General features: G+C 68.9%; 21 protein-coding genes and 1 tRNA gene. 10 read left to right on the top strand and 12 right to left on the bottom strand.

The annotated features are described in order from the left end of the window. Positions 1-2: 2 nt before the first annotated feature. Genes BK819_RS01865 through BK819_RS01825 form a run of 9 tightly spaced genes read right to left on the bottom strand, consistent with a single transcriptional unit; the run spans position 3 to position 10,641 of the window. Positions 3-1,445, bottom strand: coding sequence for a rhamnulokinase family protein (locus BK819_RS01865; protein ID WP_071327658.1), 1,443 nt, complete (start codon positions 1,443-1,445; stop codon positions 3-5). Further along, on the bottom strand, positions 1,442-3,478 hold the full coding sequence (locus BK819_RS01860) for a bifunctional rhamnulose-1-phosphate aldolase/short-chain dehydrogenase (RefSeq protein WP_071327657.1): 2,037 nt from the start codon (positions 3,476-3,478) through the stop codon (positions 1,442-1,444). Before BK819_RS01860 ends, BK819_RS01865 begins: the two co-directional genes overlap by 4 nt. Positions 3,479-3,525: 47 nt before the next feature. Then, positions 3,526-4,374 carry an alpha/beta hydrolase fold domain-containing protein gene (locus BK819_RS01855; RefSeq protein WP_071327656.1) on the bottom strand — a complete coding sequence of 283 codons (849 nt, stop codon included), beginning with the start codon at positions 4,372-4,374 and terminating at the stop codon, positions 3,526-3,528. 4 nt (positions 4,375-4,378) lie between these two features. Further along, a complete protein-coding gene (rhaI, locus tag BK819_RS01850; RefSeq protein ID WP_071327655.1) occupies positions 4,379-5,545 on the bottom strand; it encodes an L-rhamnose isomerase in 1,167 nt (388 codons plus the stop codon). Then, positions 5,542-5,922, bottom strand: a complete 381-nt coding sequence (locus BK819_RS01845; protein ID WP_071327654.1) for an L-rhamnose mutarotase — start codon at positions 5,920-5,922, stop codon at positions 5,542-5,544. Before BK819_RS01845 ends, rhaI begins: the two co-directional genes overlap by 4 nt. Before the next feature lie 57 nt (positions 5,923-5,979). Beyond that, positions 5,980-7,011, bottom strand: coding sequence for a rhamnose ABC transporter substrate-binding protein (gene rhaS / locus BK819_RS01840; protein ID WP_071327653.1), 1,032 nt, complete (start codon positions 7,009-7,011; stop codon positions 5,980-5,982). Then, positions 7,008-8,111: an ABC transporter permease gene (locus BK819_RS01835; RefSeq protein WP_071327652.1), complete on the bottom strand. Its 1,104-nt coding sequence runs from the start codon at positions 8,109-8,111 to the stop codon at positions 7,008-7,010. Before BK819_RS01835 ends, rhaS begins: the two co-directional genes overlap by 4 nt. Beyond that, a complete protein-coding gene (locus BK819_RS01830) occupies positions 8,108-9,127 on the bottom strand; it encodes an ABC transporter permease (RefSeq protein ID WP_071327651.1) in 1,020 nt (339 codons plus the stop codon). The genes BK819_RS01835 and BK819_RS01830 overlap by 4 nt, the downstream gene beginning before the upstream one ends. Further along, entirely contained in the window at positions 9,124-10,641 is a 1,518-nt protein-coding gene (locus tag BK819_RS01825; RefSeq protein ID WP_071327650.1) for a sugar ABC transporter ATP-binding protein, read from the bottom strand. Before BK819_RS01825 ends, BK819_RS01830 begins: the two co-directional genes overlap by 4 nt. A gap of 148 nt (positions 10,642-10,789) precedes the next feature. Between BK819_RS01825 and BK819_RS01820 the strand changes: the two genes are divergently transcribed. Next, on the top strand, positions 10,790-11,794 hold the full coding sequence (locus BK819_RS01820) for a LacI family DNA-binding transcriptional regulator (RefSeq protein WP_071327649.1): 1,005 nt from the start codon (positions 10,790-10,792) through the stop codon (positions 11,792-11,794). Positions 11,795-11,800: 6 nt separating this feature from the next. On the opposite strand, the gene BK819_RS01815 is transcribed toward BK819_RS01820, so the two are convergent. Continuing rightward, entirely contained in the window at positions 11,801-12,508 is a 708-nt protein-coding gene (locus BK819_RS01815) for a potassium channel family protein (protein WP_083391615.1), read from the bottom strand. Between the two features lie 163 nt (positions 12,509-12,671). On the opposite strand from BK819_RS01815, the gene BK819_RS01810 reads away from it, so the two are divergent. After that, positions 12,672-12,760 (top strand) — tRNA-Ser (locus BK819_RS01810). Between the two features lie 584 nt (positions 12,761-13,344). Here BK819_RS01810 and BK819_RS01805 read toward each other — a convergent pair. Next, positions 13,345-14,223, bottom strand: coding sequence for a Dam family site-specific DNA-(adenine-N6)-methyltransferase (locus BK819_RS01805; protein WP_071327648.1), 879 nt, complete (start codon positions 14,221-14,223; stop codon positions 13,345-13,347). Between the two features lie 63 nt (positions 14,224-14,286). Here BK819_RS01805 and BK819_RS16265 point away from each other — a divergent pair, with 63 nt between their 5' ends. Further along, positions 14,287-14,526 (top strand): helix-turn-helix domain-containing protein, encoded by a 240-nt coding sequence (locus BK819_RS16265; protein ID WP_218138550.1) that lies wholly within the window; start codon positions 14,287-14,289, stop codon positions 14,524-14,526. Positions 14,527-14,653: 127 nt separating this feature from the next. Beyond that, positions 14,654-15,436, top strand: a complete 783-nt coding sequence (locus tag BK819_RS01800) for a hypothetical protein (RefSeq protein ID WP_143049224.1) — start codon at positions 14,654-14,656, stop codon at positions 15,434-15,436. Positions 15,437-15,911: 475 nt separating this feature from the next. Here the strand turns inward: BK819_RS01800 and BK819_RS01795 are convergent, their stop codons facing one another. After that, positions 15,912-16,379: a MarR family winged helix-turn-helix transcriptional regulator gene (locus BK819_RS01795; protein WP_256209343.1), complete on the bottom strand. Its 468-nt coding sequence runs from the start codon at positions 16,377-16,379 to the stop codon at positions 15,912-15,914. 140 nt (positions 16,380-16,519) lie between these two features. Here BK819_RS01795 and BK819_RS01790 point away from each other — a divergent pair, with 140 nt between their 5' ends. The 6 genes from BK819_RS01790 to BK819_RS01770 all read left to right on the top strand — a co-directional run bounded on the left by BK819_RS01790 (position 16,520) and on the right by BK819_RS01770 (position 21,656). After that, the gene (locus BK819_RS01790; RefSeq protein WP_071327645.1) at positions 16,520-17,311 is read left to right on the top strand and encodes an SDR family NAD(P)-dependent oxidoreductase; all 792 of its coding nucleotides are present in this window, start codon (positions 16,520-16,522) and stop codon (positions 17,309-17,311) included. 51 nt (positions 17,312-17,362) lie between these two features. Further along, entirely contained in the window at positions 17,363-18,982 is a 1,620-nt protein-coding gene (locus BK819_RS01785; protein WP_071327644.1) for a sodium-dependent transporter, read from the top strand. Continuing rightward, complete coding sequence (locus BK819_RS16260; protein ID WP_083391612.1) at positions 18,979-19,113, top strand: methionine/alanine import family NSS transporter small subunit; 135 nt, start codon at positions 18,979-18,981, stop codon at positions 19,111-19,113. Before BK819_RS01785 ends, BK819_RS16260 begins: the two co-directional genes overlap by 4 nt. Before the next feature lie 84 nt (positions 19,114-19,197). After that, positions 19,198-20,061, top strand: a complete 864-nt coding sequence (locus tag BK819_RS01780) for a GyrI-like domain-containing protein (RefSeq protein WP_071327643.1) — start codon at positions 19,198-19,200, stop codon at positions 20,059-20,061. 84 nt (positions 20,062-20,145) lie between these two features. Continuing rightward, positions 20,146-20,781 carry a GyrI-like domain-containing protein gene (locus BK819_RS01775; RefSeq protein WP_071327642.1) on the top strand — a complete coding sequence of 212 codons (636 nt, stop codon included), beginning with the start codon at positions 20,146-20,148 and terminating at the stop codon, positions 20,779-20,781. Between the two features lie 71 nt (positions 20,782-20,852). After that, the gene (locus BK819_RS01770; RefSeq protein WP_071327641.1) at positions 20,853-21,656 is read left to right on the top strand and encodes a DUF1206 domain-containing protein; all 804 of its coding nucleotides are present in this window, start codon (positions 20,853-20,855) and stop codon (positions 21,654-21,656) included. The last annotated feature ends 72 nt before the right edge of the window (positions 21,657-21,728 follow it).

Raw genomic sequence — 21,728 nt, 5'->3', positions numbered from 1 at the left:
GCTCAGGCGCTCCGCGGGCGGTAGACCGTCGGCGGGTGCGTCGACGCCACGAGAGCACGAAGCTCCGAGAGCTCGGCGGGCGCCGCCCCGAGCGCTCGCGCCTGCACGAGGACGTTACCGAGAGCGGTCGCCTCGACGGGGCCGGCCAGGACGGGAAGCCCGGTGCGGTCCGCCGTCGCCTGGCACAGGAGCCGGTTGAGGGACCCGCCCCCGACGAGGTGGACGACGTCGAGGGGGTGCCCGGCGAGACCGCCCGCCGTCCGGACGGCGTCGGCGAACGCGGTGGCGATGCTCTCCACGACGAGCCGGACGAACGCCGGACGCGAGGCGGGGACGGCGGTGCCGCGGGAACGCAGGAGATCGCTGATACGCACAGGCATGTCGCCGGGGGGCGAGAGCCTGGGGTCGTTCGCATCGAACACCGCCGACGGCGGCGCCGCGGCAGCAGCCTCGGCGAGCAGCCACGACAGGTCGATGGGCGCTCCGTCCTCGGCTTCCCAGGCCCGCACGGTCTCGCTGAGGAGCCAGAGTCCGGTCACGTTGTGGAGGACGCGGAAGCGGTCGTCCACGCCGCGTTCATTGGTGAAGTTGGCGTCCCTCGCCGCCGCCGTGAGGATCGGCTCAACCCGCTCGACCCCGACCAGTCCCCAGGTACCGCAGGAGATGTACGCGGCGCGGGGCGAGGTCATCGGGACCGCGACTACCGCCGACGCGGTGTCGTGCGAACCCACCGCGATCACCGGCAGATCCACGCCGATGCGCTCCGCGATCTCCGGGCGTAGCCGACCGATGACCGTGCCGGGGTCGACGAGGTCCGGCAGGAGCGAGGCGTCGATGCCGAGGCGGGGCGCGAGCGCCAGGTCCCAGGTGCCGGACTCCACGTCCAGCAGTCCCGTCGTCGAAGCGTTGGTGCGTTCGGCGACGCGGGCGCCGGTGAGGAGGAAGGCGAGGAGGTCTGGGACGAGGAGCGCGGTGTCGGCGTCGTGCCGGAGCTCGTCCACCCGGAGCTGGTAGAGCGTGTTGAACGGGAGGAACTGCAGGCCATTGCGCGCGTGGAGGTCGTCGAACGGGACGAGGGCGTGCACCTCGTCCACCCCGCGGGCGGTGCGGTCGTCGCGGTAGTGGAACGGCTCCGCGAGGAGCTCGCCGGCCCGGAGGAGGCCGTAGTCGACCGCCCACGAGTCGATCCCGATCGACTCGATGCCCGGTTCCCGGCGGACCGCTTCGGCCAGGCCGTCGAGGACATGGGCGACGAGCGCGTCGAAGTCCCAGTGCAGACCATCGGCGCGGGCGACCGGGCCGTTCGGGAAGCGGGAGACCGGCTCGAGCTCCAGCACGCCCGGCCCCACGCGGCCGATCATCACGCGGCCGCTCGTGGCGCCGAGATCCACCGCTGCGACCGCACGGACGCGCCGTGCGGTCGCAGGCGAGCGGTCGTCGGTCATCGCAGGAACGCCGCGGCGACGCCGGAATCGACGGGGATGTGCAGCCCGGTGGTCCGGCTCAGCTCCGGACCGGTCAGCACGAAGACGGCGTCCGCGACGTTCTCCGGCACGACCTCGCGCTTGAGGATGGTGCGGTTGGCGTAGAACTGGCCGAGGTCCTCTTCCTTGACGCCGTACGTGGCCGCCCGGTTCGCTCCCCACCCGGAGGCGAAGATCCCGGAACCGCGGACCACGCCGTCGGGGTTGATGCCGTTGACCCGGATGCCGTGCTCGCCGAGTTCCACCGCGAGCAGCCGCACCTGGTGCGCCTGGTCGGCCTTCGTCGCCGAGTACGCGATGTTGTTCGGACCGGCGAAGACGGAGTTCTTGGAGGAGATGTAGATGATGTCGCCGCCGAGTCCCTGATCGATGAGCACCCGGGCTGCCGCCTTCGAGACGAGGAACGAGCCCTTCGCCATCACGTCGTGCTGGAGATCCCAGTCCTTCTCGGTCGTCTCCAGCAGCGGCTTCGACAGCGAGAGGCCGGCGTTGTTCACGACGAGGTCGAGGCCGCCGAACGCGAGCACCGCCTCGTCGATCGCGGCCTGCACGGCGTCGGCGTCGGCGACGTTGGCGGCTACGCCGATCGCGACGTCCTCGTTCCCGAGTTCGGCAGCCGCGGCCCTGGCCTTGTCCAGGTCGAGGTCGGCGACGACGACGCAGGCGCCCTCCGCGGCGAGGCGGGTGGCGACGGCCTTGCCGATGCCGCTCGCGGCGCCTGTGACGAGGGCGATGCGGCCCTGGTGGGACTTCGGCTTCGGCATCCGCTGCAGCTTCGCCTCCTCCAGCGCCCAGTACTCGATGCGGAACTTCTCGGCGTCGGAGATGGGGGAGTAGGTCGACAGTGCCTCGGCGCCGCGCATGACATTGATGGCGTTCACGTAGAACTCGCCGGCGACCCGCGCGGTCTGGGTGTTCGCCCCGTACGAGAACATCCCGACGCCGGGCACGAGGACGATGAGCGGATCCGCCCCTCGGATCGCGGGCGATTCGGCGGTCGCGTGCGCGTCGTAGTAGGCCTGGTAGTCGGCGCGGTAGGCGGCGTGGAGCTCCCGCAGGCGTTCCGTCTGCTCCTCCACGGTCGCCGTGGCGGGCAGGTCGAGGAGGAGCGGCTTGACCTTGGTGCGCAGGAAGTGGTCGGGGCAGCTCGTGCCGAGGGCGGCGAGGGCCGGGGCCTTCTCGGAGGCCAGGAAGTCGAGGACCACGTCGCTGTCGGTGAAGTGGCCGACCATCGGCTTGTCCGTCGACGCGAGACCGCGGATGGTCCCGGCGAGGGCGGCCGCCCTGGCGCGGCGCTCAGGCTCCGGCAGGGCCTCGAAGCCCGATCGGGTGCTGCCGAACGGTGCGGGAGACCCGTGCTCCGTGATGTACGCGGCGGCGGTGTCGATGATCCACAGGGAGTTCGCCTCCGCCTCCTCCGAGGTGTCGCCCCACGCCGTGATGCCGTGGCCGCCGAGGATCGTGCCGATGGCCTGCGGGTTCGCGGCCTTGATCTGCGCGATGTCCAGTCCGAGCTGGAAGCCGGGGCGGCGCCACGGCACCCAGACCACGCGGTCGCCGAAGATCGTTGTCGTGAGTTCCTCGCCTTCGGCGGCGGTGGCGATCGCGATGCCCGAGTCGGGGTGGAGGTGGTCCACGTGCGGGGCGTCGACCAGGCCGTGCATGGCGGTGTCGATGGAGGGGGCGGCGCCGCCCTTGCCGTGCAGGCAGTAGTCGAACGCGGCGACCATCTCGTCCTCGCGCTCGACGCCCGGATAGACGTCGACGAGCGCGCGCATGCGGTCGAGACGGAGGACGGCCAGGCCGGCCTCGGTCAGGGTGCCGAGGTCGCCCCCGGATCCCTTCACCCAGAGCAGCTCGACCGGCTGCCCGGTCACCGGGTCGATCTCGGTGCCCTTGGCGGAGGTGTTGCCGCCTGCGTAGTTCGTGTTCTTCGGGTCGGCGCCCAGGCGGTTGCTCCGCGCGATCAGTGCGGCGGCGGTGGGGTTCGTCATGCGAGTCCTCGGTTCGTGAGTGAAAAAGCCCGGTCGACGCCGGGGAGTCAGGGGAGCTGCAGGATCCGCGCCGCGAATCGGTCGATCGTCGCGGCGAAGGCGGCTTCCTCGGGGCGGTTGAGGTGCCCGTGGGTGGTACCCGGCTCGACGACGGCTGCGACCTCGACGCCGGCGGCGGCGAGGGAGCGGGCGAACGCCTCGCCGGACACACGGAGTTCGTCGGTCTCGTCGTTGACCATGATGGTGGGCGGGAAAGAGGCGAGTGCCGTCGGCTCTGCGGTGCCGGGGACGGCATAGACGTCCGCCGTGTCGGGGTCGCTCCCGAGGTAGTTCTCGTACATGCGGCGCACGAAATCGGGGGTGAACACGTCAGCGGAGGGGTCTCCGTCGAGCAGGGCACGCAGCTCGGGGTCGGGAGCGGCCTGCACCGCCTGCAGCGTCGGGTAGGCGAGGACGGCGAGTGCGGGCACGACGCCGCCCTCGTGTGCGAGGCGGAGCGCCGCGCCGGTGGCGAGGTTGCCGCCTGCGCTGGCTCCGCCGATCGCCCACGGTCCGGAGGCGATCTCTGACGACGCGGCCCAGAGGAAGGCCGCCACCAGCTCGTCGTGGGGGACGGGGTAGTGCACCCCGACCCGCTCGTCCGCACCGAGGCGTGCGGCCCACGCCGTCGTCACCGGGGCGAGGGCGTAGTCCACGCTCACCACGGCGATCCCGTGGTCGACGAACGCCCGTGCGACGGCGTCGGCCTCCGGCATGTCGATGTCCCCGCCCGCGAATCCGCCGCCGTGCGCCCAGACCAGGCCGTGGCGGCTCGGCGACTTCGGGGAGTAGACGCGTACGCGCAGCGGACCGTGCGGTCCGTCGAGGTCGTGGTCGCGGATGTCGTGGGCGGTCATCGGATCAGGCTCCCCAGCCTGCCTGCACGCCGCCCACGCGCTCCTCCGCGATCCGCTGCCCGTACCCGGAGGCCGCGTACGCCGCCATCGGGTCGGCGGGCAGCCCGCGCTCCTCTCGCCATGCGGACAGGGCCGGGCGGACGTCGGTGGAGAAGGCGTCCATGAAGACGGCGTTCGCCGTCAGCACGTCGCCGCTGCGCTGCGCGGTCGCCAGCGCTTCGCGGTCGACGAGCAGCGCCCGCGCGGTCATCTCCTGCACGTTCAGGACGGAGCGGATCTGTCCGGGGATCTTGTCCTCGATGTTGTGGCACTGGTCCAGCATGAAGGCGACGTCGGGGTTGTTCAGCCCGCCGCCCCGGATCACCTCGAACAGGATCCGGAACAGCTGGAACGGGTCGGCCGCACCCACGATGAGGTCGTCGTCCGCATAGAAGCGGGAGTTGAAGTCGAACGAGCCGAGCTTGCCGAGGCGCAGCAGCTGCATCACGATGAACTCGATGTTGGTGCCCGGCGCGTGGTGGCCGGTGTCGAGGCAGACCATCGCCTTGTCGCCGAGGGCGGTCACCTGCACGTAGGACGTCCCCCAGTCCGGGACGTCGGTGTGGTAGAACGCCGGCTCGAAGAACTTGTACTCGAGCACGAGGCGCTGGTGGTCGTCGAGGCGCGCGTAGATCTGCTGCAACGAGTCGTGCAGGCGATCCTGCCGTCCGCGCAGGTCGGCCTGACCGGGGTAGTTCGACCCCTCCGCCAGCCAGATCTTCAGGTCGCGGCTGCCGGTGGCGTCCATGACGTCGATGCAGGCCAGGTGGTGGTCGATGGCCTTGCGGCGCACGGCTGCATCCTCGTGGGTGAGGGCGCCGAACTTGTAGTCGTCGTCCTGGAAGGTGTTGGAGTTCACCGTGCCGAGGGAGACGCCGTGGTCCTCGGCATGACGGCGCAGGTCGTCGAAGGAGTCGACGATATCCCACGGGATGTGCAGCGCCACGGTGGGCGCGAGCCCGGTGTGGGCGTGGACCTGCGCGGCGTCCGAGATCTTCTCGTACGGGTCGCGGGGCGTGCCGGGAGTGCTGAACACCTTGAACCGGGTCCCGGAGTTGCCGAACGCCCAGCTGGGCAGCTCGATGCTCTGCTTCTCGAGCGCGGCGAGGATGTCAGGGGTGAGGATGCTCACGATGCACGGCCTTCGTTGTCGGTGGCGGGTGTGACGCTCTCGCCGGCGGCGGCGAGCTGGTCTTCGAGGTGGAACACCTCGGTGAGAGAGGTGGCGGCCTGATCGGGACGGCCGTCGAGGTCGAGGAAGAAGGGGGCCATCTCGGCCTCCCAGCGCGTGGCGACGGGTGAGGCGGCGAGGTACGCCTGCGCGGCCGCATCGTCATCGGTCTCGTAGTAGCCGAAGAGCACGCCGCCGCTTCCGAGGAAGAGGCTGTAGTCGCGCCGTCCGGCGGCCGCGATCTCGCGGAGCATCTCCGGCCGCACCGGGGTGTGACGGGCGAGGTACTCGGACAGCAGCTCGGGCTTCACCTGGAGCTGGAAGGCGACGCGGGTCATGCGATTCCTCTCGGGGTCCGGCCGGCGCTCGCGGGGAGCGCCGGCCGGACGGGCGACTCAGAAGTCGAAGTCGCCGATGTTGTCGGCGTCGAACACGAACGGGTCGCCCAGCAGGACGACGCCGTCGGCGCCGACGGTGTACTCGCCGAGGTCGCCGGCCTCGAAGGTGTCGCCCTCTTCGCCGGAGATGTCGCCGGCGATCAGGGCCTGGGCGGCGTAGGCGGCCAGGTAGCCGAGGTCGGCCGGGTTCCACAGCGCGAAGGCGGTGACGGTGCCGTCCTCCACGTACTCGCGCATCTGGTTGGGCGTGCCGAGTCCGGTCAGCGCGACCTGGCCCTTGAAGTCGGACGTCGACAGGTAACGCGCCGCGGCGGCGATGCCGACCGTGGTGGGCGAGACGATGCCCTTGAGGTCCGGGTGCGTCTGCAGCAGCGCGGCCGTCTTGTCGAACGACGTCTGGTCGTCGTCGTCGCCGTAGACCGTCTCGACGATCGTGATGTCGGGGTACTCGCTGGCGACGTACTCCTCCATCAGCTCGATCCAGGCGTTCTGGTTGGTGGCGTTGGCCGAGGCGGAGAGGATGGCGATCTCCCCGGCACCGCCGATCTGGTCGGCGATGAGGTCGATCTGCACCTTCGCGATGCCCTCGGAGTCGGCCTGGTTGATGAACAGGTCGCGGCAGTCGGTGTTGGTGTCGGAGTCGAAGGTGACGACCTTGACGCCGGCGTCCCTGGCCTCGTTCAGCGCGTCGCAGATGGCCTGCGGGTCGTTGGCTGAGACGACGAGGGCGCCGACCCCCTGCTGCGTGGCCGTATTGATGTAGCTGACCTGGGCGTCGGGCGTGGCCTCGGCAGGGCCCACCTCGGAGAACGTGCCGCCGAACTCCTCGACGGCCTTCTTGCCGCCCTCGCTGGATGTGTCGAAGTACGGGTTGCCGAGGTTCTTGGGCAGGAAGGTGATCGAGGCGTCCGCCCCGTCGCCGCCGCCGTCTCCCCCGCCGTCGGTGGAGCCGGCGCAGCCGGTCAGTGCGACCGCCGCCGCCACCGCGAGGGCGGCGAAGGCGGTGACACGCTTGCGTGCAAACGTCATTGTTCGTTCCTTTCGTCGGGAGATGCCGCGGATGCGGCGTCCATCGGTGCCTTCGTCGCTGTGGCGGCACCGGCGGGGGGTCTGCCCGGTCGGCGGCGTGCCTTCTGCAGCCAGGCCAGGAAGCTTGCGGCCACCACCGAGATCACGAGGAGCGTGCCGGTGATGATGTTGATGACGTCGGAGGTGACGTTCACCAGGCGGAGCGCACTCGCGAGCGCCCCGATGAGGAAGGCGGCAGCGATGACGCCGTAGATCTTGCCGCGGCCGCCGAAAACCGACACGCCGCCGAGCACGACGGCCGCGATGACCTGGAGCTCGAGGCCGGTGGCATTGTCGCCGCGGGCGCTGCCGTAACGGAGCGTGTAGAAGATGCCGGCGAACGCCGCGACGGCCCCGGACAGCACGAACAGGATGAGCTTCGTGCGCTCGACGTGCACACCGGAGAAGTGCGCCGCGTCCTTCGACAGACCGATCGCGTACACCCCGCGGCCGAACGGCGTGAAGTGCAGTAGGACCGCGAAGACCGCGACGAGCAGGAGGAACGGGAGCGTGATGACGGGGATCGGTGTGCCCGCGATCTTCGCCTTGGCGAGAGCCGTCCAGAACTCCGGGAAGTCGGTGACGGCGGCCGTGCCCAGCAGCCCGACGGCGAGGCCGCGGAAGAGGGCGAGCGTGCCGATCGTGACGGCGAGCGAGGGCAGCCCGACGACCGTCACGAGGAAGCCGTTGAACGCGCCACCGATCACGCCCACGACGAGGGCGGCGAGCGCGGCGAGCTCGAACGGGAGCCCCGCCTGCACCAGAGCGCCGGTGACGACGCTGGACAGTCCGACCATGCTGCCCACCGAGAGGTCGATCTCGCCGGTGATCATGATGAGGGTCATCGGCAGGGCGATCAGCAGGATCGGCGCGATGTCGAGCAGCAGGTAGGTCAGCGTGATGGGCTGCCCGAACCCGCGGATGCTGGAGGCCGAGACGATCGCGACGAGCAGGAGCAGGCCGACGATCGCGGCCTCGCGCGTGAGCAGCAGTCGGCGCCACAGGGGCTTGTCGTAGTCGCGGATGACGCGAGTGGTCGCGGTGGCGGTCGCGGTCGTCATGATTCGTCCCTCGCCTCGATGAGCCGCCGTCTCTGCCGCACCGCGAGCACGCGGTCGAGCACGATGGCGCCGATGATGAGCAGGCCGACGACGGCACGCTGCCAGAAGTCGGGGATCCCGAGGATCGGCAGCGCCCGGTTGATGGTCAGCAGCAGGACGGCGCCGATCGCCGCACCCCAGACCGAGCCGATGCCGCCGGTGATCGCGACGCCGCCGATGACGGCCGCGCCCACCGCGTCCAGCTCCCATCCCGCTCCGGCCTGGGAGTTGATGGTGCCGTAGCGGGCCGCGTAGAAGAGGCCGGCGAGTCCGGCGAGAGCCCCGGAGAGGACGAACGCGGTGAGCACGCGACGGGTGACCTGCAGGCCGTAGAGTTCGGCCGCCGCCGGGTCGGAGCCGATCGCGTAGAACTCGCGGCCCCCGCGGGTGTTCCTCATGTACCAGGCGGCGACGGCGAGCACGAGGACCGCGACGATCGCGAGGACCGGGATGCCGAGGAGCTGCCCCGTGCCGAGGGCGAGGAAGTCGCGCGGCATGTCGGAGGCGTTCACCCGGTCGCTGCCCGTCCACAGCACGTTGATGCCGCGATAGGCGTAGAGGGTGCCGAGCGTGATCACCATCGCCGGCACCTTGGCGTACGCGACGAGGGCGCCGTTGATGAGACCGAGGAGGGCGCCGAGCACCACCGCGGCGACCACGACCAGGACGATCGGGATGCCGGGGATGTCGATGAAGAGCCGACCGGTCAGGTACGCGGTCAGGCCCATCACGGAACCCACGGACAGGTCGACGTTCCGGGTGATGAGGACGATGGCCTGTCCCACGGCGACGAGCACGAGGATCGAGGGCGTCAGCAGCAGGTCGCGCCAGCCGTCGGCGCTGAACAGGAACTTGGGGTTGTTGAGGGTCGCGGCGGTCACCACGAGCACGAGGGCCAGGAGGATGCCGAACTCGCGGGCTCTGCCGAGACCGGAAATGCGCTTGGTAAGCGCGGAGACGGGGATGGCGGTGGTCACGAGCTGAGCTCCGATGCGTGCGTCGCGGCGAACATGACGTTCTCGGAGGTGGCCTCCGAGCGGGGGATCTCGGCCGTGATGCGACCCTCGCGCATCACGAGCACCCGGTCGGCCATGCCGAGCACCTCGGGCAGCTCGGACGAGATCATGAGGATGCCCATGCCCTGACCGGCGAGCTGGGACAGCAGGCGGTGCACCTCGGACTTGGTGCCGACGTCGATGCCGCGGGTGGGTTCGTCGATGAGCAGCACCTGCGGCTGCGTGGCGAGCCACTTCGCGAGGACGACCTTCTGCTGGTTGCCGCCGGAGAGCGTCGCGGCCACGGTGTCCAGGGCGTGGGTCTTCACCTCGAGCCGCGAGGCCCACTCCCGAGCGGCGCGGTTCTCCATCGCGGTGGTGAGCAGGCCGAGGCGGGCGAGACGCCGACGGATCGCGAGGGTGATGTTGCCGCCGACGCCGGCTTCGATGACGAGGCCCTGCTTCCGGCGGTCCTCGGGGACGAGGGCGAGACCGGCGCGCATCGCGTCCACCGGGCGGCGGCCGCGGATCCGGCGGCCCTTCATGCGCACGCTGCCCTCGCGGTACCCGTCCACGCCGAAGACCGCGCGGGCGACCTCGCTGCGCCCGGCGCCGACGAGGCCAGCGAGCCCGACGATCTCGCCCGCACGCACGGAGAACGAGATGTTGTGGAAGAGGCCGGGACTCGTCAGCCCCTCGACCTCGAGCAGCGGCTCGCCGATCGTCGCCTCCTGCTTCGGGAACAGCTCGGACACCTCGCGGCCGACCATCTGGTGCACGAGTTCGTCGACCGTGGTGTCCGCGATCGCGGAGGTCGCGATGTACGCGCCGTCCCGCATGACCGTGACGGTGTCGCAGAGCGCGAACACCTCGTCGAACCGGTGCGAGATGAAGATGAGGCCGCGGCCCTCGTCGCGCAGGCTCCGGGCGATCGCGAACAGCCGCTCCACCTCCACGCCGGAGAGCGCCGCGGTGGGCTCGTCCATGATGAGCAGTGTGGCGTCGAGGGAGACGGCCTTGGCGATCTCGATCACCTGCTGGTCGGCGATCGACAGGCCCTCGGCGGGGCGGTCGGGGTCGATGGTGACGCCGAGGCGGGTGAAGAGCCGCTCGACCTCGTGGCGCATGGCCTTGCGGTCGATCCGCCCGAACCGCCCGGTCGGCTGGCGGCCCATGAAGATGTTCTCGGTGACGGAGAGATCGGGGAAGAGCGTCGGCTCCTGGTAGATGACGGCGACGCCGGCGGCCTTGGACTGTGCGGTCGAGGTGAAGTCGACCTGCTCGCCGCGGAGACGGAAGACTCCGCCGTCGCGCTGGTAGAGACCGGCGACGATCTTCACGAGGGTGGACTTGCCGGCACCGTTCTCGCCGACGAGCGCGTGGATGGAGCCGGGGTGGACGGCGATGGTGCCGGAGCGCAGGGCGATCACCGACCCGAAGGCCTTCTGGACGTCGGCGAGCTCGAGCACGGGCGCCGTCGTGGGTGAGGACATCATTTCTCTCTCCATTGAGGGAATGAATCGTTTCAAACCCTGATGGACTTGAGACTAGGGGCTGTGTTGACGCGTGTCAATACGGCATGAGAGTCTGAGGCGATCCCCGCGGATGAGTCGTTTCAGCAGCGGGAGCCGGAGGGAGGGCGCCATGGCCGTCAGTGTGCGGGAGGTCGCCGAGGACGCGGGCGTCTCCGTCGGGACCGTGTCGAACGTGCTCAACCGGCCGGAGAAGGTGGCCGCGGAGACCGTGACTCGTGTGCAGGCGTCCATCGACCGCCTCGGGTTCGTGCGCAACGACGCGGCGCGGCAGCTCCGTGCGGGGCGCAGTCGGACCATCGGGCTGGTCGTGCTCGACATCCGCAACCCGTTCTTCGCCGAGGTGATCCGCGGAGCAGAGGAGCGCGCCGACCAGCACGGACTCTCTGTCCTCGTCGCCAACAGCGACGAGAAGCAGGAGCGGGAGGCGATGCATCTCGATCTCTTCGAGGAGCAGCGGGTGACCGGCGTGCTCGTCACACCCGTGGCCGAATCCCTGCCGCGGCTGGTGCGGATGCACGAGCGCGGGACGCACGCCGTGCTCGTCGACCGGGAATCGCAGGATGAGCGGTTCGCCTCTGTCGCCGTCGACGACGTCGAGGGCGGGCGCATCGCGACCGAGCATCTGTTGGCGGTCGGTCGTCGCCGGATCGCCTTCGTCGGCGGCCCGGTCGCGCTGCGCCAGGTCGCCGACCGTCTGAGCGGAGCGCAGGCGGCGGTGGCCGCGGCGGGGATCGGGCTGGAGTTCATTCCGACGTCCGCGCTCACCGTCGAGGAGGGGCGCCGGGCCGGTGCGCAGATCCTCGACCGCGCCCCCGGGAATCGCCCGGACGCGGTCTTCGCGGCGAACGACCTCCTGGCCCTGGGCCTCCTGCAGAGCCTGGTGATGACCGGCGATGCCCGTGTCCCCGAGGACATAGCGCTCGTGGGCTACGACGACATCGACTTCGCCGCGGCCGCCGTGATCCCGCTCAGCTCGGTGCGGCAGCCGGCCGCGCTCATCGGCTCGACCGCCGTCGACCTGCTGCTGCGAGGCCAGGACGAGGTGGCGCCGGCGCCGGAGCACGTGCTGTTCCGGCCGGAGCTCGTCGCCCGCCGTTCGACGACCGGGGAGTGACCGCGATCAGGCCGACGTCGGTGTGGAGCGTTGGGCGCTCGCACCCCGCATGATGCGGGCGACGGCGGTGATGAGGAAGAGCTGCCCGGTGATCCCCTCGGCGACGGCCACCGCCTGCACGCCCGGTCCGACGGGGACGAGATTCCCATAGCCCGTCGTGGTCAGTGCCGTGAACGAGAAGAAGAGCTGATCGCCGAGCGAGTCGTTGGCGGCATCGCCGAACAGCGGTGTCGGCAGCAGCAGCGACAGCAGGTTGTAGACGAAGGCGAAGAACATGCCGACGAGGATGTACGCGGTCACCGCGGCCAGGAGCGCCTCGACGTCGAGGCCTCGGCGGGTGACCTGGTGCGCGATGATGGCCCATGGCGCCACGAGCAGCGCGATCATGGAGGCGGCGGAGAGCGCCACGGCGAGGGCGGGGCTGTCCGTGGCGAAGAACGCCGCGAGGAGGGCGGCCAGGCCGGCGGCCGAGAGCACGACCCACGACACCCGCTGCACGAGGGCATGCGCCCTGGTCACGCGGAACACGATCGCGACCGTGACCAGCATCGCGAGGAACGCCCAGGGGCTGGGGACCGTGCCGGGCTGGGCCGCGCACAGTCCGTACGACACGATGAGGAGGGCGAGCACCGCGGCATAGCCCAGGGCGCCGCGCCTCGGGTCGGCCGGGGCGGCGAACCCCGCGCGGACGTGCGCTCCCGATGGCTCGGACATGGCGTCTCCTCTCGCGTCCGCGGGGGCCGGACCCTCGCAACGTGCGGCCAGTATCGCAGGGCATGCGGCCGGCTCCGGGGATCATCCGAGCCCGGCGGTTCGTGACCACGCGCCGGACCCGTTATGATGGTGGGGTGCATCCGTGCTCTCGAGCCGGATGCCTGGAGACGTCGCATAGTCCGGCCTAGTGCACCACCCTGCTAAGGTGGAGTCCCCTTACGGGGACCAGGGGTTCAAATCCCCTCGTCTCCGCACTGAGAAGCCCCGACGAGTCCGCTCGCCGGGGCTTTCGTGTGAGTCCCGCCCTCGCTGATGTCGGAACTCGGTCGTACACGCGTTTTTGACGCCGGCACGGACCTCACGAGTTCCTGCTCAGTGTCGACCGAAGCATGAAAGGACGGCAGGGGAATCGGCGCAGTGGGGGCGATCGAGTCACAAGTCGCGGTCAATCGCGATGCGCCCACCAACGAGATGGCCCGACTGGCGAGCATACAGGTGCAGCAATCAGGTGAGTCGTTGGGTCGACGGCTGTGGGTTTGAGGCTTCCTCCGCGGCGCGCTGAGTGACCGCGTCTGGCTCGCGCATGCACGAGACATCGAAGGAACTCCCGATTTGAGCTTGCCAGAACGGGAGGGAGTTGTCTGATGTCGGCAACGCCGACGGCGCTAAGATCTGGTCGCTTGCTAGAGAGCTGCAGCTTGATTTTGAGATATGGCGCCCCGGGTACATTCGATTGAAACTCTCGCTCCGGAGACGCTGGGCTCCGCAGACGTATTGCGCGCTACCTCCGACCTCGAGCGAGAGAGCCCTGAGTTCTCTAATCCGACTGGTTCGGTTCAAGCCGGGTACGTCAGCAGCAGGCGGTCCCGGACTACCTCAGCTTCGAGAGTCTCTCCAGTCATCTGAAAGCGACGGAGCATGCTTCGGCCGACTGTCACAGCAACTTCTGTCTCGAATAAGTGCTCTGGAAAGTCGTGCAGGACCGTGTGCAGACCGGACTTCTTCGTTCCGTCGATGCTGAGTGCAACCCGCACGCCACGCGACTTTGCCAGGTCGATCTGCTCGATCAAGTCGTGGAGGTTAAATGCTTGTGCGCCGTACAGGATTGTCTGACTGTCTGAATAGGGCGGATCGCAGTAAACGACGTCGCCGGCTTCGGCGCGGGCGATCGCGTCCCTGAAGTCCAGTAGATCGAACTTCACGTTCTGCGTGCGATGCGCCCACTCATCAACTCGGGCCGCGAACTTGTCCGCGGAGACTGGAGTGTGAGCACCGCAGGGTGTGCTCATGTAACCGTCGGCCTTCCGGAATCTGATGACGCCGCCGTAGCAGGATCGGCTCAGGTAGAGAAGATCTGCACCATTAGGCCTCGCGTTGTAGGAAGCGCGGGCTCGTTCGTAGAGCTCCAACTTCGTTTCGGGCGCCCAGCCCTCCCTGCGCTCTGCGTACCACCGCTTGACAGTCTCGGGGTCTGCTGCGAGTGTCTGCCAGATTTCCATCAGTGGAGGTAGGACATCAGAGCCATATCCACGCTCAGGTGCCAGGGTTCCAAGGATCGCGCCCGATCCGAGGAACACCTCGTGGTACGCCGCCATGTCCGTGGGGAACAGGTTCGCGATCGAGTGCGCCATCCGTTGCTTGTTTCCGATCCACTTCAGGAGTTGAGACCTGAAGGGAGCGACGACGCGCGGAAGTTCGAGGCCGGGGAGTGTCATTACATCGAACTTAGCACGTATCCCAATTTCGGATACGTGACGCCGCGGTGCCACGGTGAACCCGTGGACAAGCAGCAGCGGCGGGCGAAACTGGGAGAAACACTCGCTGCGATGCGTGCGGAAGCGGGTCTGAATCAGGCTGAGGTAGCGTCGCGCCTGGGTAAGCCGCAGTCCTTCGTCTCGAAGTATGAGTCGGCCGAACGCAGAGTAGAGCTCTCGGACCTAGAAGAGATCACAGGCGCGCTTGGTGCGCGTCTAGAAGACGTGATTGCCCGATATAGGGAGGCAGTAAATGCAGGCTGACCCACGATTCGGATCCCAAGGATCAGTGTTTTGGGCGTACGTCCGGGCGGTCACAGAGGCCTTGGGTTCGTCGCGGCCGCGTAGTGGTGTGATTACCGCTTTCACGCTGGCCGACATGCATCGTGCAATGGCCAAGCTGGGCCGTCCTACTGACGCGCTGGGGCCAGCTCTGGCGCCGAGCAACTTGGCTGTCCTGCTTGAGGAGTACTTCCAGTACCGGGCCGATATCCTCAACCACCAAGTGCGAGATGACTTGATGGTCACGAGCGAAGCCGCGGATCTCTTTAACCAGGTTGTTAGAGATACTGGGGCGGAGTACCTGGGCTCGTTGGTCAAGGATGACAAGGTATTCGCGATTGACTACCTCGTTCGGGAGAGCACGGTTCGGGTGCCCATGAACAAGCAGTCAGGCGCTATGAGGCAGCCTGCCTACTTGACCGGCATCGTTAACCTCATCGTCGCGCACGCTCTCGACGGGCGCCCGTGCGATTACGATCCGCGCGCGTTACCAGTGATTGACTTTGAGGGGACGCTCTACGCTGCGATGTCCCGTCGCATGGATGGGTCGATGCCGTCGACAGTGAATCCCCTGGCGATGTGGGAGATTAAGGAGTACTACTACACGACAAGCTTTGGGTCGAAGATCTCGGACGCCGTGTACATCACCGCTCTCGATGGCTACGAGCGCGCCGAAGTTGAAAGCGTTACCGGCGTTCCGATCGACCACATCATCATCGTTGATGCATACGATTCCTGGTGGACCAAGGGAAAGAGCTACAGCTGTCGCCTGGTGGACCTCGTAAACATGGGCAAAGTTGGTCACGCGATCTTCGGCAGGGAGACGGTTCGAGAGCTACCGGCCTTGGCTGCCGAGTGGGCCGCCCGTTGGGACGCGCAGATTAGTCGCTAGACAGCGGCATGGTGATGTCGTTTCGTCGACTAGGGCATAGATGCTATTCCCCGATCGCGTAGAGCGTTGCTCAGATCCTCCGGCGAGCCGCGTGTAGTTGCTTCGAGCGCACCAGAAACGCGATAGGTACCACACGAGTGCGTTTCTGCGCTCAGATTCGCCTGCCGAAACACGGCGCCACATGGTCTCACGCCTTCGCCCGTCGATGTCTGCTCCCAGTTGCGCCAGACCCTCCATCGGTTGCCTCCGTCCGCCAAGGGGTGTCAGGGGAGTGAGGTCGTCGAGTGTGTTGCACTAGCGCGGCGTCTCGTGCACCGACCCAAGACTCCCGCCCGGCAGGCGCGTCCCAAGGCACTGCTAAGGTGGAGTCCCCTCACGGGGACCAGGGGTTCAAATCCCCTCGTCTCCGCACGGAGAAGCCCCGACGAGTCCGCTCGCCGGGGCTTTCGTGTTCTCGCCTGCGGGTGGGTCCTCCTCACCCCTGCGCCCCCGGCGCCCAGGTCGGGTCGGGGGAGAGCGCGGCGGAGATCTTCCGGCTCGCCGCGCCGAGCTGCCGGGCCTGCGCCCGGGTCAGGGTGTCGAAGACGACGCGGCGGATGAGAGCCTGGTGTGCGGGGGTCGACTCCTCGACCTTCCGGTGGCCGGCGTCGGTGAGGAGGCCGAGGGTGAAGCGCCCGTCCTCCGCATCGACCTCGCGACGGACCCAGCCTTTCGCCTCCAGGCGGGTAACCGCACGGGAGAGTCGGGACAGCGTGCTGTTCGCGTAGCCGGCGAGGACGCTGAGGCGGAGCGTGCGCTCCGGCGCCGCATCGAGGGCGTAGAGGATGCCGTGCTCGAAGTGGGTCAGTCCGCTGTCGCGCTGCAGCTGCGCGTCGAGGGCCGTGGGGAGCCGTTCGAGGAGCGTCGCGAGTGCCGACCAGACGTCCATCTCTTCAGTGCTCAAGGGGGCGGGGGAGGATGACGACATTCCTCCACCGTAGCGGTCGAGCCGTGCTCTTCGCTTGCTCAGGAAAGTGAGACGTGATTAGTATGACTTGCTCAGGCAAGTTATGCGGGACGCCCGCGGAAGTGAGAGGGAGACGGATGGAACTGGGGCTGCGCGGCAAGAGGGCGTTCATCAGCGGATCGAGCCAGGGGATCGGATACGCGGTCGCGTCCGCTCTCGCCGCCGAGGGGGTCGATGTCGTGATCAACGGTCGTGACGAGGGACGGGTCGACGCGGCGGTCGGCGTGCTGGCACTCGCGCACCCGGAGGTGACCGTGTCCGGGATCGCCGCGGACTTCACCGACCCGTCGCAGGTGGCGCGGCTGACGGAGCGGCTCGGTGACGTCGACATCCTCGTCAACAACGTCGGTCTCTTCGGTCTCGCCGACTTCGCGGACGTCGCCGACGAGGACTGGGCGCGCTACTTCGAGGTGAACGTGATGAGCGGCGTGCGCCTCTCCCGCTCTCTCCTGCCGGGGATGGGGGAACGGGGCTGGGGGCGCATCGTCTTCGTCAGCAGCGAGTCCGGCGTCAACGTCCCGGCCGACATGGTGCACTACGGCGTGACGAAGGCCGCGATGATCGCGCTCGGGAACGGGCTGGCCAAACTCACCCGCGGCACCGGCGTGACGGTGAACACCGTCCTGGGCGGCCCGACCTACTCGGAGGGGGTCGCGGCGAGCGTCGCCGCGGTCGCCGAGGCCCGGTCCGTCTCCGAGGAGGTGATGAAGGAGGCGATCATCGGACAGAACACGACCACACTGCTGGGGCGCTTCCTCGATCCGGCCGAGGTCGCCGACCTCGTCGTCTACCTCTCCAGCGTCCGCGCATCGGCGACGAACGGCGCCGCGCTGCGGGCGGACGGCGGGGTGCTGACCGCGATGCTGTGAGCGCGGCCGGGCGAGTCGCCCGGGTGCCCCGGTTCGGGTATCCTCGCGGGCATGCCTGAACCGACCCAGACCCCGCAGCGCGAGACCTTCGGCTCGCGGAACGTGTTCATCCTCTCGGCGATCGGCTCGGCCGTGGGTCTCGGGAACATCTGGCGCTTCCCCTACGTCGCCTACGAAGGCGGCGGCGGTGCGTTCCTCATTCCGTACCTGTGCGCGCTGCTGACCGCCGGCATCCCGCTGCTGTTCCTCGACTACGCGATCGGCCACCGGTTCCGAGGCTCCGCGCCTCTCGCGTTCCGACGCCTGCACCGGGCCGCCGAACCGCTGGGCTGGTGGCAGGTGCTGATCTGCGTCGTCATCGCGGTGTACTACGCCGTGATCGTGGCGTGGGCGGGCATGTACACCTGGTTCTCCGCGCAGCTCACCTGGGGTGCGGGCAACGAGAACGACTTCTTCTTCGTCGAGTTCCTGAAGTCCGCCGACGTCGCGAAGGTCGGCCTGTCCGCGGAGTTCGTGCCGCAGGTGGGGCTGCCGCTGATCGCGGTGTGGCTGATCGTCATCATCATCATGGCGCTCGGCGTCAAGCGCGGCATCGGGCGCGCCAACATGATCCTGATGCCGCTGCTCACTCTCATGTTCGCGGTGCTCGTCGTGCAGGCCCTCTTCCTCCCTGGCGCCTTGGACGGTCTGAATGCGTTCTTCACGCCGAACTGGGAGGCGCTCGCCGACCCGGCCGTGTGGGCCTCCGCCTACGGCCACATCTTCTTCTCGCTGTCCGTCGCGTTCGGGATCATGGTGACGTACGCGTCCTACCTCAAGCGCAAGACCGATCTCACCGGCTCCGGACTCGTGGTCGCGTTCGCCAACTCCGGTTTCGAGATCCTCGCCGGCATCGGCGTGTTCGCCGCCCTCGGGTTCATGGCCCAGGCACAGGGCACGGATGTCTCCGGCGTCGCGACCTCGGGCATCGGTCTCGCGTTCGTCGCCTTCCCCACGATCGTGTCGCAGGCGACCGGCGGCTCGATCATCGGCGTGCTGTTCTTCGGTGCCCTCGTCTTCGCGGGGGTGACCTCGCTCATCTCGATCCTCGAAGTGATCGTGGCCGCCCTGCAGGACAAGCTCGGGTGGGGACGGGTGCGCACCACCCTCATCGTCTCCATCCCGCTCGCCGTCATCTCGATGGCCCTCTTCTCCACCACCACCGCGCTGTCGGTGCTCGACACCACCGACGCCTTCGTCAACGCCTTCGGCATCATGGCAGTCGCCCTCGTCGCGGTGATCGTGGTGGCGTGGGTGCTGCACAGGCTGCCGCAGCTGCAGGAGCACCTCAACCGGCGATCCAGCTTCCGGGTCGGGCTGCTCTGGCGCCTGCTCGTGGGGGTCCTGGCCCCGCTCGTGCTCGGCTACCTGCTGATCACGGAACTCCTGACGAAGATCGCCGAGCCGTACAGCGGCTACCCCGGCTGGTTCCTCGGCGTGTTCGGCTGGGGCATGGTCATCACCCTGGTGATCGGGGGAGTGCTGTTGTCCCTGGTGCCGTGGAGCAGGCGCTCGCGCGCCAAGGACGACGTCGGGTACGACGACTTCCTGGACCAGGAGGAGTACGCCGCCGACCCGGAGACGACGAGCATCGCCGTCCCGGCGGCGCAGACGAAGGGAGCGGGCGCATGACCACCACCGCGATCGTCATGATGATCATCGCCATGGTCACGGTGTGGGGCGGCCTCCTTGCGGCCGTGGTGAACCTCGCCCGTCACCCGGAGGTGGAGGACACGGAGCCGGCGGTCCCGGTCGAGCTCTGATCACCGACCCGATCGCATCGGGTCGGAACGGTCGGGTGCGCGGATGGGCGGCGGCGAGACGATGAGGGGGAAAGGAGGACCCCCGTGATCGGCACGCTCAACGCCCTGGTCGACCTCGTCGACGCAGACCGCGGTGAGGAGATCGACGTCGCCGCCTTCGCCCGCGCACACGGCACCACCGAGTACCACCTGCGCCGGATGTTCTCGGCGCTCGCCGGGATGCCGTTGACCGAGTACGTGCGGCGTCGTCGGATGACGCGCGCCGGCGCGGAGCTCGCCGCCGGCGCGCCGAGTCTGCTCGCCGTCGCCGTTCGGCACGGCTACGGGTCGACCGAGGCGTTCGCCCGGGCGTTCCGCGCCGTGCACGGCATCGGGCCGGCAGACGCGCGTCGGCACGGGGGCCCTCTCCGCACACAACCCACGCTCCGGTTCCGCCTGAGCGTCGAAGGGAGCACCCCGATGGATGTCACCATCAACCACCGCCCTGCGTTCGTCCTCGTCGGCCATGCCGCGGAGGTCCCGCTCGTCCACGTCGGCGTCAATCCGCACATCCAGGCGCACATCGCCGCCATCCCGCCGGAGGAGCACGCCCGCCTCAAAGCCCTCGGCGACGAGGAGCCCGCGGGCATCCTCGCCGTGACCGCCGACATCGATCCGGATGCCCTGGAGGGAACGCCGCTGACGTACCTGCACGGGGTGGCCGTGCGCGACGACACCGCGGTTCCCGACGACCTCGACGCCCTGCGCGTGGCGGAGGGCACCTGGGCCGTGTTCGGCGCGAGCGGACCGTTCCCGGAGACTTTGCAGAATCTGTGGGCAGCGACGGCGACCGAGTGGTTCCCGTCCAACCCGTGGCGGCTGCGGCCCGGGCCGTCGGTCGTCCGCTATCGCGAGTTCACCGGCGACACGGCCTCCTGCGAGCTCTGGCTCCCCGTCGAGCAGAGCTGACCGCGCATCGGGTCGGGCCCGAGGGCTCGACCCGATGTCCGTGGCCGGTGGCACACTGACCGCACGACGACCCGGAGGCAGGCCATGACGGCGATCGATCCCAAGAAGACGCTCGACGCGTATCAGGCGAAGCGGGGTGCCTTCCGTGTGCTCGAGGTGCCGCCGCTGACCTATCTGATGGTCGACGGCGCCGGCGATCCGAACACCGCTCCGGCCTTCTTCGATGCAGTCGCGGCGCTCTACCCCCTGGCGTACACCCTCAAGTTCGCCAGCCGGGCCGAGCTCGGCATCGATCAGGTCGTGATGCCCCTGGAAGGCCTGTGGCACGCGCCCGACATGGCATCGTTCACCACCCGACGCGACAAGTCCACGTGGCTCTGGACGCTCATGATCATGGTGGGCGACCACGTCACTCCCGCCCTGTTCGACCACGCGGTCGAGACGGTCGCGGCGAAGAGCGCGAAGAAGGGGGACGAGCTCCCGGCACTGGCCGCCGTCCGGCGGGAGGTCCTCGACGAGGGCCTCTGCGTGCAGACTTTGCACATCGGGCCGTTCGACGACGAGGGCCCCGTGCTGGAGGAGCTGCACGAGCGACTCGTCCCGGAGAACGGGTTGCGGCTGCGCGGGCGGCACCATGAGATCTATCTCAGTGACCGTCGTCGCACCGCCCCGGAGAAGCTGCGCACCATCCTGCGGCAGCCGGTGGAACGGATCACCTGAGCGCGTTCCGCACCGGGCGCTCGGAAAGCAACCCCCTGATTCCGGCGGTCTGCGGCGGATACTCTTCGAGGATGAGCACCGTCAAGCATGCGGCACGCGTGGCGAAGGACTCCACCGCGTTCCGGCGGACCGCCCGCGCGGGATTCGTGGTCCTCGGCATCATCCACATCATCATCGGCGCGATCGCCATCACGATCGCGGCCGGCGGGTCGGGGGACGCCGACCAGGACGGCGCGATGGAGCAGGTGCGCAACAACCCCATCGGCGGACTGCTGCTGCTCGCGATCGCCGTCGGTCTCTTCGCGCTCGCCGTGTGGCAGGTGGCGAGCGGGTTCCTCGCCGCCGACCCCGCCGAGACGAAGAAGTGGGGCAAGCGCCTCAAGCTCTTCGGCATCTCCGGCACCTACCTGGTGATCGCCGGCCTCGCGCTCGTCTACGCGCTGGGCGGCCGCGCGGAGTCCTCCGACGCCTCGAAGACCCTGAGCCAGGTGGTCCTCGCCGCACCCGGCGGGGTGGCGCTGCTCGTGGTGATCGGTCTCAGCGTCATCGGTGTCGGCATCGGCTTCATCATCGGCGGGATCATGCGCTCCTTCCGCAAGCTCATCGACGTGCCGACCGGAGCCGCCCGCGCCGGCGTGATGGCGCTCGGCATCGTGGGCTACATCGGCAAGGGCATCGCGGTGGGGGTCACCGGGGTGCTGTTCGTGGTGGCGGCCGTGACGCAGGACCCGGAACGCGCTGCGGGTCTCGACGCCGCTCTGCACAGCCTCCTCAGTCTGCCGTTCGGCCGGCTCATCCTCGGCGCCGTCGGCGTCGGCTTCGCCCTGTACGGCGCCTTCTGCATTGTGCGTGCCCGCCTCGCCCGCATGTCCTAGTTCGCCCGCGCTGCCGCCGGGCACGACTTCGGAGATCGTTGCCGACACGCGGCTCGGCAGCCGTGCAGCCCC

It is taken from the genome of Microbacterium sp. LCT-H2 (genome assembly GCF_001866135.1).
Lineage (GTDB): Bacteria > Actinomycetota > Actinomycetes > Actinomycetales > Microbacteriaceae > Microbacterium.
This window is presented reverse-complemented; position numbering and strand designations above follow the sequence as displayed.

Coding starts and splice junctions, on each gene's coding strand:
- BK819_RS01865 (WP_071327658.1), bottom strand. CDS start 1,445: ATGACCGACGACCGCTCGCCTGCGACCGCACGGCGCGTCCGTGCGGTC.
- BK819_RS01860 (WP_071327657.1), bottom strand. CDS start 3,478: ATGACGAACCCCACCGCCGCCGCACTGATCGCGCGGAGCAACCGCCTG.
- BK819_RS01855 (WP_071327656.1), bottom strand. CDS start 4,374: ATGACCGCCCACGACATCCGCGACCACGACCTCGACGGACCGCACGGT.
- BK819_RS01845 (WP_071327654.1), bottom strand. CDS start 5,922: ATGACCCGCGTCGCCTTCCAGCTCCAGGTGAAGCCCGAGCTGCTGTCC.
- rhaS (WP_071327653.1), bottom strand. CDS start 7,011: ATGACGTTTGCACGCAAGCGTGTCACCGCCTTCGCCGCCCTCGCGGTG.
- BK819_RS01835 (WP_071327652.1), bottom strand. CDS start 8,111: ATGACGACCGCGACCGCCACCGCGACCACTCGCGTCATCCGCGACTAC.
- BK819_RS01825 (WP_071327650.1), bottom strand. CDS start 10,641: ATGATGTCCTCACCCACGACGGCGCCCGTGCTCGAGCTCGCCGACGTC.
- BK819_RS01820 (WP_071327649.1), top strand. CDS start 10,790: ATGGCCGTCAGTGTGCGGGAGGTCGCCGAGGACGCGGGCGTCTCCGTC.
- BK819_RS01815 (WP_083391615.1), bottom strand. CDS start 12,508: ATGTCCGAGCCATCGGGAGCGCACGTCCGCGCGGGGTTCGCCGCCCCG.
- BK819_RS01805 (WP_071327648.1), bottom strand. CDS start 14,223: ATGACACTCCCCGGCCTCGAACTTCCGCGCGTCGTCGCTCCCTTCAGG.
- BK819_RS01800 (WP_143049224.1), top strand. CDS start 14,654: ATGGCCAAGCTGGGCCGTCCTACTGACGCGCTGGGGCCAGCTCTGGCG.
- BK819_RS01790 (WP_071327645.1), top strand. CDS start 16,520: ATGGAACTGGGGCTGCGCGGCAAGAGGGCGTTCATCAGCGGATCGAGC.
- BK819_RS01785 (WP_071327644.1), top strand. CDS start 17,363: ATGCCTGAACCGACCCAGACCCCGCAGCGCGAGACCTTCGGCTCGCGG.
- BK819_RS16260 (WP_083391612.1), top strand. CDS start 18,979: ATGACCACCACCGCGATCGTCATGATGATCATCGCCATGGTCACGGTG.
- BK819_RS01775 (WP_071327642.1), top strand. CDS start 20,146: ATGACGGCGATCGATCCCAAGAAGACGCTCGACGCGTATCAGGCGAAG.
- BK819_RS01770 (WP_071327641.1), top strand. CDS start 20,853: ATGAGCACCGTCAAGCATGCGGCACGCGTGGCGAAGGACTCCACCGCG.